Annotated in this window: 10 protein-coding genes and 4 pseudogenes; 4 read left to right on the top strand and 10 right to left on the bottom strand. The window is 67.9% G+C overall.

What is annotated here, in order from left to right; genetic code table 11:
* Positions 1 to 3 precede the first annotated feature (3 nt).
* From OG609_RS35355 to OG609_RS35370, 4 genes and pseudogenes are all read right to left on the bottom strand, one after another.
* A pseudogene (locus tag OG609_RS35355) lies at positions 4 to 785 on the bottom strand (transposase family protein).
* 418 nt (positions 786 to 1,203) lie between these two features.
* A complete protein-coding gene (locus tag OG609_RS35360) occupies positions 1,204 to 1,698 on the bottom strand; it encodes a DinB family protein (RefSeq protein ID WP_327276555.1) in 495 nt (164 codons plus the stop codon).
* Positions 1,699 to 1,970: 272 nt separating this feature from the next.
* Positions 1,971 to 2,054 (bottom strand): annotated as a pseudogene (locus tag OG609_RS35365) (IS21-like element helper ATPase IstB); the annotation flags it as partial.
* Positions 2,055 to 2,094: 40 nt separating this feature from the next.
* Positions 2,095 to 2,217: pseudogene (locus tag OG609_RS35370) on the bottom strand (1,3-beta-glucanase); the annotation flags it as partial.
* Positions 2,218 to 2,857: 640 nt separating this feature from the next.
* Between OG609_RS35370 and OG609_RS35375 the strand changes: the two are divergent.
* The gene (locus OG609_RS35375; RefSeq protein WP_442818090.1) at positions 2,858 to 4,030 is read left to right on the top strand and encodes a PP2C family protein-serine/threonine phosphatase; all 1,173 of its coding nucleotides are present in this window, start codon (positions 2,858 to 2,860) and stop codon (positions 4,028 to 4,030) included.
* A gap of 25 nt (positions 4,031 to 4,055) precedes the next feature.
* On the opposite strand, the pseudogene OG609_RS35380 reads toward OG609_RS35375, so the two are convergent.
* A pseudogene (locus OG609_RS35380) lies at positions 4,056 to 4,642 on the bottom strand (IS481 family transposase); the annotation flags it as partial.
* A gap of 191 nt (positions 4,643 to 4,833) precedes the next feature.
* Here OG609_RS35380 and OG609_RS35385 point away from each other — a divergent pair.
* The 3 genes from OG609_RS35385 to OG609_RS35395 all read left to right on the top strand — a co-directional run bounded on the left by OG609_RS35385 (position 4,834) and on the right by OG609_RS35395 (position 6,859).
* On the top strand, positions 4,834 to 6,270 hold the full coding sequence (locus tag OG609_RS35385) for a ricin-type beta-trefoil lectin domain protein (protein ID WP_327276557.1): 1,437 nt from the start codon (positions 4,834 to 4,836) through the stop codon (positions 6,268 to 6,270).
* A 227-nt stretch (positions 6,271 to 6,497) separates the two neighbouring features.
* Positions 6,498 to 6,620, top strand: a complete 123-nt coding sequence (locus tag OG609_RS35390; protein ID WP_327278423.1) for a hypothetical protein — start codon at positions 6,498 to 6,500, stop codon at positions 6,618 to 6,620.
* Between the two features lie 17 nt (positions 6,621 to 6,637).
* Entirely contained in the window at positions 6,638 to 6,859 is a 222-nt protein-coding gene (locus tag OG609_RS35395; protein ID WP_327278291.1) for a hypothetical protein, read from the top strand.
* Between the two features lie 447 nt (positions 6,860 to 7,306).
* On the opposite strand, the gene OG609_RS35400 is transcribed toward OG609_RS35395, so the two are convergent.
* The 5 genes from OG609_RS35400 to OG609_RS35420 form a co-directional block, all read right to left on the bottom strand.
* A complete protein-coding gene (locus OG609_RS35400; protein ID WP_327276558.1) occupies positions 7,307 to 8,155 on the bottom strand; it encodes an SGNH/GDSL hydrolase family protein in 849 nt (282 codons plus the stop codon).
* A gap of 93 nt (positions 8,156 to 8,248) precedes the next feature.
* Positions 8,249 to 8,905, bottom strand: coding sequence for a LysE family translocator (locus OG609_RS35405; RefSeq protein WP_327276559.1), 657 nt, complete (start codon positions 8,903 to 8,905; stop codon positions 8,249 to 8,251).
* 140 nt (positions 8,906 to 9,045) lie between these two features.
* Positions 9,046 to 10,065 (bottom strand): hemolysin family protein, encoded by a 1,020-nt coding sequence (locus tag OG609_RS35410; RefSeq protein ID WP_327276560.1) that lies wholly within the window; start codon positions 10,063 to 10,065, stop codon positions 9,046 to 9,048.
* Complete coding sequence (locus tag OG609_RS35415) at positions 10,062 to 11,399, bottom strand: hemolysin family protein (RefSeq protein ID WP_327276561.1); 1,338 nt, start codon at positions 11,397 to 11,399, stop codon at positions 10,062 to 10,064. The genes OG609_RS35410 and OG609_RS35415 overlap by 4 nt, the downstream gene beginning before the upstream one ends.
* A gap of 174 nt (positions 11,400 to 11,573) precedes the next feature.
* A complete protein-coding gene (locus tag OG609_RS35420; RefSeq protein ID WP_327276562.1) occupies positions 11,574 to 11,999 on the bottom strand; it encodes a GNAT family N-acetyltransferase in 426 nt (141 codons plus the stop codon).
* Between the last annotated feature and the right edge of the window lie 19 nt (positions 12,000 to 12,018).

A 12,018-nucleotide genomic window follows, 5' to 3' on the forward strand; every position in this document is an offset into this window, starting at 1 on the left:
ACCTCACGTTGATGCGCGGTCAAGGACGAGGACGGCCTTGACGAGGTCGGTGATGCGGTTGGTGCTGCAGCGGAGCTTTCGCAGGACTCGCCGGCCCTTGAGGGTAGCCATGGCCTGTTCGCCGAGGCAGCGGATCTTGGCGTGGGTGCTACTGTGCCGGCGCTTCCACCGCTTGAGCCGGCGGCCTCGGAAGGGTACTCGGATCGAGCGGCCGGCACCCTGGTACGCCTTGTCGGCCCAGCACTTGAGTTCCATACCGACGAGCGCGTCGATCATGCCGTGGGTGCGGGGGCGGTCAGGTCGTGGGTCGCCCCGGGGAGTGCGGGCGAGGCCCGCAGCAGCCGCCCGAACGGGTCGGTGAGGACTTGGATATTCATGCCGTGGCGCTTGTGTTTGCCGCAGTGGTACGGAGTGTCGGCGGCGATCCGGTCGATGGGCAGCAGGGTTCCGTCGACGATCACGAAGGCCAGCCGGCTTGCGGGCTGCATCGCCTCTGCCAAGCTCGGTGCGACGCGGCCAGGGCTCTGTCGCCTCGCGCACGTAGCGGTAGACCGTCGCGATCCCGACGCCGAACCCGGCGGCGAGCTGAGCGTAGGTGTCCCCGCAGCGCAGGTGGGCCAGGACCAGCAGGGCCTGCCGGCCCGGCGTGAGCCGCGCCAACGCGTGCCGATCCCGTGCCGGTGTGCGGACAGCTCGCGCGAGAGGTGCCGCAGGCCCGCGGTGGACCGATCGACCGAATGGGGTTTCCCCTGCTCGAACGGAGTTGAGAGCTTGGGGAAGCGCAGGCAAGTAGACGAAGCTCCTGGCAGACACGGGTGATCTTGGTCGAGAACTTGTCCACCAGGAGCTTCACCAGTTCGTACAGCCCGCCAACTGCCCACCAGCACCATCAGGTTGGAAAGGACTCACTGCCCGTGCGGCCGGCGGCCCGCATCGAGCCCGCCGCCGGAGTGACCGACAGATCAACAGCAAGGACACCCGTGAGGTCAGTCGTAACACCAGTCAGGCCGCCCCGGCGATGGTGACCCCATCCTCACAGCCGTAGCTGGAGCCGACCCTGGGACGTTCACTGCCTTCCTTCGTTCACTTCCAGCGGCAGCGTTTGCCGACGCGGTTCGACAGCAGTTGTTGCTCAGAGGTCCGGCTGATGTTCGCGAGAAAAGACCTCAGTGGCCGCAGCGCGCATGTCGGCCGAATGCGTCATCAGGCCGGTGGGTGGTCACCGGTTGCCCCGTCGATGAGTTCTCGCAGGATGTCCATGTGGCCGGCGTGTCGCACGGTGTCCTCGATCATGTGGATGAGGGCCCAGCGCATGGAGACGGTGTTTCCGTTCCAGGATGTGCCAAGGGTTGAAAGGCTGAGCTCGCTGATTGTCTTGTCAGCAGCGGTGCAGGCTCGGTCGTAGAACTCCACGATGTCTTCGGTGGATTCGTGTGCAGCTATCTGCATGTCTTCGGTGTAAGGGTCGAACCAGAGCGGTTCGGTCTCTCGTCCGAATGTTGTGCAGAAGTAGCCATACTCGACGGTGGCCAGGTGCTTCAACAGTCCCAACAGGTTCGTCCCTGACGGCGTCATCGGTTGCCGCAGTGCTTCGTCATCAAGACCGTAGATCTTCCAGCGAACTACATCGCGGTGCCGGTCGAGGCTGGCTCGCAAGGACTCTTTCTCGCTGCCGTTCAACGGGACGCGCTTTGTCATGCCCGGACCGTAGCAGTGGTGTCTGACATGCCTCTGTTTCTGCTCTGGCGGCCGTGCAGAACCAGAGGTCGAACAGTCACTGCGGTCAGCCGGCTTTGGCAGGTTCTGCGGCTCGTGCTCGGGTGCTGGCCAGGCGGTAGACATCCCACGTTGCTAAAGCGTCAAGCGGCAGCAGCGAGTTCTTCCGTCGGGGGCTGGTGTGGGAATGCCTTCGATTCGTCGTAGAGCTCGTAGCTCTGGAGCCGGTTGGCGATGACTCGCTTCACTGCCCGTCAGGAGTCGGTTCCGGTCTCGATGATGGTGCCGTTGAAGGTGAGCCGGCCGACAATGCCCGCGCAGAGCCGGGCGTCCGTGAACGGGAGGGCATCTACAGGAGGTGCTGGCGGATCGCCGTCACCAGAAGGCAGGCCAGTAGCCCTTGGCGGCCGCGCCCGTCACGTTCGGCATCTGCAGCCGCGCCTCGACGCGTAGCTTGCCGCCGGCGGGCGCCTGGAAGCCGGACCGGATGGTTTCGACGCGGACCTCCGGCCGACCGGTCGCCCACGTGGCCGCGACCTCGGCATCCACAAGGAGGCAATGCGAGGCCAGGTCCGCCAGGCCGAGGTCGACCAGGGCAGCCGGCCCGACCCGCTGACCACCGCCGAGCGGACCGAACTCACACAACTCCGCAAAGAAATAGCCGCGGTCCCGTCCTTGAGGTCGCCGGAGTCGTCGATCACGAACACTCCGCCCGCTGAACGTGGCTGGTCATCACCGCTCATACCCGACTCCGCCTCGGTCGGCCCCTCGAACAGAACCCTGCGGCCGCACCCGGTACTCCGGAATCAACGGTCTGGTGATCTCCTACAAGCCGTCCGGCCCCCACAGACTCAGGCGGTTGATGCCGCACTCCACCGCGTGCCGCTTGAGACCCGCTCCCAGGGGCCATAGCTCTCTGGCACATCACGTCAGGGATATCTCGTCCGCGTCCGCCACCGGTTCCCATCGAGCAGTTGCCGACGAGGCCACTTCCTGGGCCTACCAGCCGGGCTTGCCGCCTGCTGGCCAGAGCAGCTCCAGCCGGCAAACGCGCGCCTTACGTTCTGGTGGACGGCCCATCGGCCAACGGGCATATGGTCCGCAGTCGTCGACTGCTGCCGGAGGGTGCACTGTGGAAGATGTGGACCCCGGACAACGCCTTACCGATTTGAAACAGCCATGGCAACGGCGGCACGCACTGCTCGCGATACCGGTCGTGCTCGTCGTGGTGATCACACTTGTGGACCTTCTGGCCCCCCAGGACATCCACCTCGGACCGATCCTCGTCATCGCGCCCGCGATCACCGCCTCTTTCGCCGGCCCCGGGCCGACCGGACTGACCGGGCTCCTGGCCGTCGCCGCCGAGGTATACATCGGCGTGCAGGAAGGCACGCTGGACTCCCGGAACGTAGTGGTGCAGGTCGCCGCCCTCGCCCTGCTCACATGCCTGATCATGTTCTTCTGCTCCGTGCGCGAGCGGAAAGGCAGAGAGCTGGAGAAGGTGCGGTCGGTTTCCGCGGCCGCCCAGCAGGTGCTGCTGTGGCCGCTCCCTGACCGGATCGGTCCGTTGCGTACAGCGTGCCTATACCTGGCCGCTGAGGAGGAGGCCCAGATCGGCGGCGACCTGTACGCAGCGATCCACACCGACGGCCGGGCGCGCGTGATGATCGGCGACGTGCGAGGCAAGGGCCTGGACGCCCTCGGCGAGGCCGCCCTGCTGCTCGGCGCCTTCCGCGAGGCCGTCCACCAGCACACCACCCTGCCGGCCCTGTCAGCCGCCCTGAACCGCAGTGTCTGCCGCTACCAGGCTGACTTCACTCCCAAGGACGAAGCCGGAGAAAGCTTCGTCACCACCCTGCTACTGGAGATACCCGACCAGGAACGCATCACCCGAATGATCAGCTGCGGGCACCCCGCACCCCTGCTGCTCAGACCGGACCATGCCGTCACCGTCCCGGACCTGCACCCCGCGCCCCCGCTCGGCGTCTGCTCGGGAGAGGCGACGCCCGGCGACTACACCGTCGACGAGGTGCCCTTCGGACCCGGCGACACCCTTCTCCTCTACACCGACGGCGTAATCGAGGCCCGCGACCGGTACGGCGGCTTCTACCCCTTCGCCCGACGCGCCGCCCAGTGGACCGGCAGCCCTCCCGAGGTCCTGCTTCACCACATCCGGCGCGATCTCCTGGCCCACGTCGGTGGCCACCTCGACGACGACGCCGCCCTCATCGCCCTCTGTCGCACATCCGCCCACCCGCCCCGGCCACCACGTAGAAATCATCCGGTCGGCGGGCCCCGGCGAAACAGCGAGTGACCTCGCCTCCGCCGACGCGCAATTTCTACTGCACTGTCAGGTCGGGGACGAGGCTGGCGGGTGGTTGGCCCGTGAGCGCGGTGTGTCCGCGGCAGTGATCGTAGGTACGTAACAGGCTCCGCTGTCGGTGAGTACTCGTTCGACGGTGATCCCGCACGGGGTGAAGAAGGTCTGGGCCCGCTGCCGGAAGGCGGTGGTGGTTTCCTTCTTCTCATCGGCCAGGATCTCGCTGTGGGCGAGGCGGGAGCGGTCGTCGACGGGCGGTGTGATGCAGCACAGCCGGCCCCCGGAGCGGGTCTTGCAGGCCGCCCGGCGGCCCAGCGCTCTGTGGCCGCCGCCCTCGGGGATATTGCCGACTTCGTGATGTCCACGTCCACCGGTTCGCCTGGCCGGTCGCTTTTGTAGCGGCGTACGAGACGGCCGGTCGCCCGGTCGAGGCGGGTCGGACGGACCAGGCCGAAGCGGGTCAGCACGCGCTGCACGGTCGAGGGGGACCAGGCCCAGCAGATGGGCGATGCCGACCGGGCCCCACCGCCGCGGGAGCCGGACCTTGATGATCCGCCGTTCGGTCCGCGTCGGGGTCCGGCACGGGCCAGTGTGCGGGCTGCTTGAACAGTGTCGATCGGATGACGGTAACCCGAACAGCGATGGCGGGGCAGGTCGATCCGAAGGCGGATGCTCCGAAAGACAACAGGTGCACTGCGTCCGGCCGCCGGCCGGGTGTCCGTGCGGCGAGTCGGTTGGCTCTGTCCGGTCCGTGCGGTGATCATCCGCTGGAGAGGCACACGGTGAGGAGGTCGCGGGTGAGCGGAAGCCGTCGTCGTCCACGACACGTGTCCCGCGCACTGTCGGTTGCGGTGGCCATGTGCGCCGTGCTGGTCTCCGGCTGCTCCCCCGAGCCGGTCCTGTCCCCCGACCCCGGCACGATGGCTGCCTCGCAGAAGGAGACTTCGCGGTGCCTTCGCACCCTGGTGGGTGTGGCGCACCCCGACGACGACCTGTTCTTCCTGAATCCCGAGATCATGCGGACCATCCGGGCGGGGTGCCCGGTCGACACGATCTATTTGACCGCGGGCGACGATGCCATCAAGAACCGTGTGAAGGCGCTGGAGTACGTGGATCGCAGGGAGTACGGGGTGCGGTCGGCCTATGCCGCGATGGCGGAGGCGGCCAATCGCTGGGACCAGTCCGACGTGCAGTCGGGCGGTTTCCGGGTCCGGTCGTTTCGGCTCGCCGACCGAGCCCGAAGCGCCGACGTACGGCTGACCTTCCTGGATCTCCACGACGGGCTTCCCCAGGGGCAGGAGGCGAACAGCGTGCTCAGGCTCTACGACGCAAACAGACAGAGCGTCTACGGGTTCCTGGGCGGCGTGAGCTTCAGCGAAGAACGACTGCTCACAACACTTTCCGGATTGGTCAGGCGCAGCCGAGCGGAACGCATCCTCACCATGGACCACGACAATGCGTCCTTCGCTTTCGGGCTCGGAGGCGGCGTCGACCACAGCGACCACGGCATCACGGCCCGGTACTTCCGGAGGGTGGGCTACGCCCTCGGAGTTCCCGTCACGTCGTACCTCGGGTACAGGATGTCGGCGAAGCCGGCGGATCTCACCCCCGGACAGGCCACCGAGAAGGATGAGGTGGCTCGCTGGTACATCGCCAGCCGAAAGTGCCGTGTCACTGGCTGGTGCACGAATGTCCAGCCCTACCGCGGCCCTCTGCAAAGAGATTGGGACCTGTGGACTCACCGGCAGTACGAACAGGTCCACCGGGCTCCACGAGCCGGTGAGATCCTCGGTGACATCGGCCGCACCACGTTCTTCACCGGCGCGGATCCGGCACAGTGCCTCGACGCGGCCGGCGGTCCGAGCGGAGCCCGGGCGGTTCGCATCCACGCGTGCGACGGGTCATCCGCGCAGCAATGGGAGATGAGGCGCGACGGCACCATCAGGCTCCGGCACGAGCCGGTCCTCTGCCTCACGGCCATCGGCCCGGGAGTCGGGCTCGAACCGTGCCGCAAGGACAGTGGGAGCCAGAAGTGGGCACGTGCGCCGTGGAAGAGCACAACATGGAAGCGCACAGCATGGCGGATCGAGGGGGACGGCAACCGCTGCCTGTACCAGGACGACCGCGAACTCCCTGCTCGATGGGATGACCGGAACCGGCAGAGCCCCCGGCTGACACTCTCCGGCTGCGGCACGCCAGCTCGGCCCGAACAGTACTGGCAGTGGGGCGACTAGCTTGATCTTTAACCTCGGGTGTCGAACGGCTTCTCGTGCTTGATCACCTGGCCTGGTAACTGCCCTGCGTGCAGGCGGTCTTCGGCTGAGCGTGTGATCCGACCAAGGAACACACAAGCTCAGCACGAGGCCGTGGGGATGAGTCTGTTGCATCATGCTGTCCGGCAGGATCCGTGTGCGGAACTGTCACGCTTACGGGGTGAGTTCTCCCCCTCACGGCCGGGCAGATGCGTGAACTCGTCGAGCGGCTGATGACGGCCGGGCAGTGGAAAGACGGCGATCCGGACGTTCTGATCGTGGTGGACGCGTGGACGCCGGATACGACGTGCCCCGCCTGGTCCTCCTGTTGAAGGATCTGCCGGTGCAGGTGCTGGGCCGGATGCGTTCGGACCGCGTCCTGTGCCGAACAGTCCCGCCCCGTATGACGGGCGCCCGGGGCCGCCCGCCCCTTCACACGGTGGCGAGTTCGTGTTCGGCGGCCCCGACCACGTGGAACGCACCCGACCGTCACCAAGGACACCCTGAAGGAGGCCCGTGCCGAACTGGCGTGCATCATCCATCGCGAGCGGAAGCGCCAGCACTCCCGTAACCCCGAACAAGATCACGGTGGGGGAATGGCTCGATGCTCGATGAGTGACTGAAGCGGAAAGCCCGCGACGTCGAGCCGACCACCATCAACGGCCGACGGAAGGGAGGTGAGCCCGGTACGGGGCTGGCCGTGTCCACCGTCGAGGGCAGTCCGCGAGCACGCCCACCGGCTCATGTGTGAGCTGGAGACGCGACGGGTGCGGCTTTGCGACGCGCGGCACTCGTGCCTCAGCTACCTCGCTGTGAATGGTGTGCCGGACGTCGTCCTCGCCGCCTGGGCGGGGCACACGAACGCGGCCTTCACAAAGGCCAAGTACGTCCACGTGGAAGTCGAAGACCTGCGGATGGCCGCGGCCGCGTGGGACGCTTTCCACGGGGCCGAGCCGGCCGGCAGTGAGAATCTCTGGCGGTTTGTGCAGGCCAGCGCCGTGGCCCGGTGTGTGGGTTGCTACGAGAGCGGAGTCACATCCACCTGGCGCCACGTCGCCACCGGGCCGGGGGCATGGGCGTCCTCGGGGGTGACCCAGAACGCTCTCCCCAGTTCGGCGCTGTACTGGGCGCCCGTCCGCCCGTCTCCGGACGAACGGCCGGTCAGACGGCGGCCGATCCACGGCATGAGGTGCCGGCGGGCGAAGCGGAGGTCGTCGACGCGTCGTATCGCCCATTTCGGAGGGACGGCGGCCGGGAGCGGCATCCGCCAGTCGTTCTCCGGCGGCAGCCCCAGCGTCTGCCAGACGGCCTCCGCCACGCGGCGGTGGCCGTCGGCCGTCAGATGCAGCCGGTCGACGTCCCACAGCCGGGGATCGCCCAGGGCCGGTGCTCCGTAAAGATCGACGACCGACGCTCCGTGGCGGGCAGCCAACTCGTCGACCAGGGAGAACAACTCCTCCATCCGAGGACGGAAACGTTCCATCACCGGTCCGTTGCGACCGGGACTGCGCATGAGCACAAGCTTCCTGCACGAGGGCGCGAGACGCTCCACGGCCTCTTCGAGCCTTCCGCGGACCATGCCCATGTCGCACTTGGGCCGCAGCGTGTCGTTGAGACCGCCGACGAGCGTGATGACATCCGCCTGCATGGCGGCGGCCGCATCGACCTGCTCGTCGACGATCTGGGCGATCAACTTGCCCCGTACGGCGAGATTCGCGTACCGGAATGCCGGAGTGCGGACCGCGAGCCGTCCGGCGAGGACGTCTGCCCAGCCCCGGTATGAGCCGTCGGGCAGCAGGTCCGACATGCCCTCGGTGAACGAGTCGCCGACCGCGACAAGACTGGTGTAGCAGGCATTCATTTCCATGGCGATGCGATCGTATCGCGGTGGGGTCCCGCCCCTTCCAGAAGGCGACGGCCAGGTACCGGGCGTCGCAGCGCGCTGTCGGCGGTCGCGTCCTCAGTCGCTCAGGGCCAGCCGCAGCCCGAACCCGGCGATGACGGTCCCGGTGATCCGGTCGAGCAGTTGACGGGCCTGCGGGCGCTGCAGCCAGCTCCGCAGCACCTGGGCGAAGGCGACCAGCAGGGCCGACCAGAGCAGGCCGAGCGCGATGTGCACCCCGGTCAGCAGGAGGCCTGTGGCGAAGTGAGGGGCGCCTGCCGGGATGAACTGGGGCAGCACGGCCACGTAGAACACGCCCATCTTCGGATTGAGCAGATTGGTCAGGGCGCCCTGCCGCCACCCGGCAGCGAGCCTGTCGGTTCCTTGAGAAGTCAGGGCACGGGCCTCGGCCTCAGGCACCTCCACCTCCTCGGCGCCCCGGCCGCGCAAGGTGTTGATGATCATGCGTCCGCCCATCCAGAGCAGATATGCGGCTCCGGCGTAACGCAGCGCTTCGTATGCGATGTGCGAGGCGGTGAGCAGTGCCGTGACACCGAGCGAGGTGAGCGCGCCCCAGACCAGGGTTCCGCTCTGGATGCCGAGGACGACACCGAGTGCACGCTTGCGGCGACCGAGCGCCGAGGTGCGAAGGATGAGGGCCGTGTCGAGGCCCGGAGTGAGGGTGAGGAGCCCTACGACGAGGGCGAATGACCATAGTGCGGTGCTTATTGCCATGGACTGTCAGCTTAACCGAGCCGGGTGGCGACCCCTTCTGCGGGAGGGCGCGGCCGAACCCGCACCGCGCCCCCGCCGGCCACCGGTAGCCTGCCTGCGATCGAACCCGCACCTGGCCCCCAGCGGCCCTCGCCCACCGGTCAGCGCGCCTGCGGTCGGCCCACCAGTTCGCGCAGCACATCCTCCATCGTGACCATTCCGGCGAGTCGATCGTCCTCGTCCAGAACCGCCGCCAGATGTGTGCGGCTGCGCCGCAGCGCGGTCAGTACGTCGTCGAGCGGTGTGGCGGCCCGCACCCGGGCGATCGGCCGCATTGCCGACACGGGGAACGGCACATCGCGCGGTGTGGCGTCCAGGGCGTCCTTCACATGGAGGTAGCCCAGGATCCGCTCCTCGCTGTCCATCACCGGGAAACGCGAGAAACCGGTCTCGTACGAGAGCTGTTCCAACTGTTCCGGCGTCGTCCCGATCCTGGCGTACACCACCCGCTCCACCGGCATCACCACATCCCGCACCGGGCGACGGCCCAGTTCAAGGGCGTGGTGCAGCCGCTCGGCCGCGCGGTCGTCGACCAGCCCGGCGTCCCCGGCGTCCTTGACCAGCCGGGCCAGTTCGTCGTCGGAGAACGTGGCGGACACCTCGTCCTTCGTCTCGACCCGCAGGAGCTTCAGCAGCGTGTTGGCGAAGGCGTTGACGGCGAAGATCACCGGACGAAGCGCCCTGGCGAGGGCCACCAGCGGCGGTCCGAGCAGCAGCGCGGTCCGCACGGGCTCGGCCAGAGCGATGTTCTTCGGCACCATCTCGCCGAGCAGCATGTGCAGATAGGTCGCCGCGGACAGCGCGATCACGAACGAGATCGGATGGATCAGTCCGAGCGGCACACCCACCGCGGTGAAGACGGGTTCCAGCAGATGCGCGATGGCCGGTTCGGCGACGATGCCGAGGACCAGCGTGCAGAGGGTGATGCCCAGCTGTGCCGCCGCGAGCAGCGCCGATACGTGTTCGAGGCCCCAGATGACGCTTCGCGCCCGCCGGTTCCCGTTTTCGGCCTCCGGCTCTATCTGGCTGCGGCGTACGGAGATCAGCGCGAACTCCGCGCCGACGAAGAAGGCGTTGACGACCAGTGTCATCAGTCCGATGAAGAGCTGGACGGCGGTCATCGTGCGTCCTCCGTCTGCTCGTCGTCGCCGGGCAGCGGCGCATGCAGCAGGGCTCGCGCCGCACGGCGCCCGGAGGCGTCCACCACATCGAGCCGCCAGCCGGCCAACTCGATCGAATCACCGACGGCAGGGATGCGGCCGACCTCGGTGGCGACAAGTCCGGCGAGTGTCTCGTACGGTCCGTCCGGCACCCGCAGTCCGATCCTCTTCAGCTGATCGAGGCGAGCGGCGCCGTCGGCCGACCACAGGGTCCGTCCGTCGGCGTCCTCACCCGCCGGTGCCAGGTCCGGCGTCTCGTGCGGGTCGTGCTCGTCGCGCACCTCGCCGACCACCTCCTCGACGATGTCCTCCAGAGTCACGACGCCGGCCGTACCGCCGTACTCGTCGATGACGACGGCCATGGCGAGCTTGCCGGACAGCCGGTCCAGAAGCCGGTCCACGGTGAGGGTCTCCGGTACGAGCAGGGGCTCGCGCAGCATCTGCGAGACGCGTGTACGGGGCCGCTGCTCGGCCGGGAGGGCCAGCACGTCCTTGATGTGTGCCACGCCGACGACGGTATCCAGGTTGCCCCGGTAGACGGGGAAGCGGGACAGCCCGGTCGCGCGGGTGGCGTTCGCGACGTCCTCGGCGGTCGCCTGCACCTCAAGTGCGGTGACCTGCACCCGCGGGGTCATGACGTTCTCCGCCGTGAGCTCCGCCAGATTGAGGGTGCGGACGAACAGTTCCGCGGTGTCGGCCTCCAGTGCGCCCGCCCTCGCCGAGTGCCGGGCCAGTGCCACCAGCTCCTGCGGGCTGCGGGCGGAGGCCAGCTCCTCGGCCGGTTCCAGGCCGATGCGGCGCACGATTCGGTTCGCGGTGTTGTTGAGGTGGCTGATGAACGGCCGGAAGATGGCGGTGAAGGCCCGCTGCGGGGTCGCAACGGCCTTCGCCACGGCGAGCGGGGAGGAGATCGCCCAGTTCTTCGGGACGAGTTCGCCGACGACCATCAGGAACACGGTGGACAGCGCGGTTCCCAGGACGAGGGCCAGGGAGGATGCCACGCCGGGGGACAGGCCCACGGCCTCCACCGGACCGCGGATCAGCTTCGCGATCGACGGTTCGGAGAGCATGCCGACCACCAGATTGGTGACGGTGATGCCGAGCTGTGCGCCGGAGAGCTGGAAGGTCAGGCTGCGTACGGCCTTCATGGCGCTCGCCGCGCCGCGCTCACCCTGCTCCACGGCCCGTTCGAGCTGACCGCGCTCGACGGTCGTCAGAGAGAACTCAGCCGCGACGAAGGCGCCGCAGGCGAGCGAGAGCAGTACCGCCACCAGCAGCAGAAGCACTTCGGTCATCGGTTCACCTCCGTCCCATGATCCGGCAGGGGCAGGAGGATCGCTCGATGTCGGCGATGTCGACTACTGGGAGGCTCGCCCATGGGCGGACGCTCACACCTTTCGGAAGGATCGGTCAGGAGACCACCCATCGTAAAGGATCGGCAAAGTTGTCCGCCCTTTCGGGTGATCGTGTCAGTCCGTGAGGGGCTTCACCCACCGCCGCCAGCGATCCTCGCGGTGGTAGCCACCCGCAGCCCACGTGTGATGTGCCCGTTCGTTGGCTTCCAGGACCATGGCGTCCACCCGTCGCCCGCCCAGGGAGACGAACCGCTGTTCCGCTGCTTCCATCAAGGCGGTGGCGATGCCTTGCCGACGGCAGTCCGGGTGTACGGCCAGCCGGTAGGCGGAGCATCGCCAACCATCGAAACCGGCTATGACGGTTCCCGTGAGAAGGCCGTCGTGCTCTGCGAGAAGCAGGGCCCCGGGGTCCCTTGAGATGAGTCGCGCCACCCCGTCGTGGTCGTCGCTGATGCTCGTTCCTTCCGCGGCTTCGTGCCAGAACCGCAACACGGGGTCGATATCGATGAGGTCGGCGCAGCGGATGTGGAGATCACTCATGGGGCGAGCCAAGCAGAGG

The organism is Streptomyces sp. NBC_01224 (assembly GCF_036002945.1).
Taxonomy (GTDB): Bacteria; Actinomycetota; Actinomycetes; order Streptomycetales; family Streptomycetaceae; genus Streptomyces.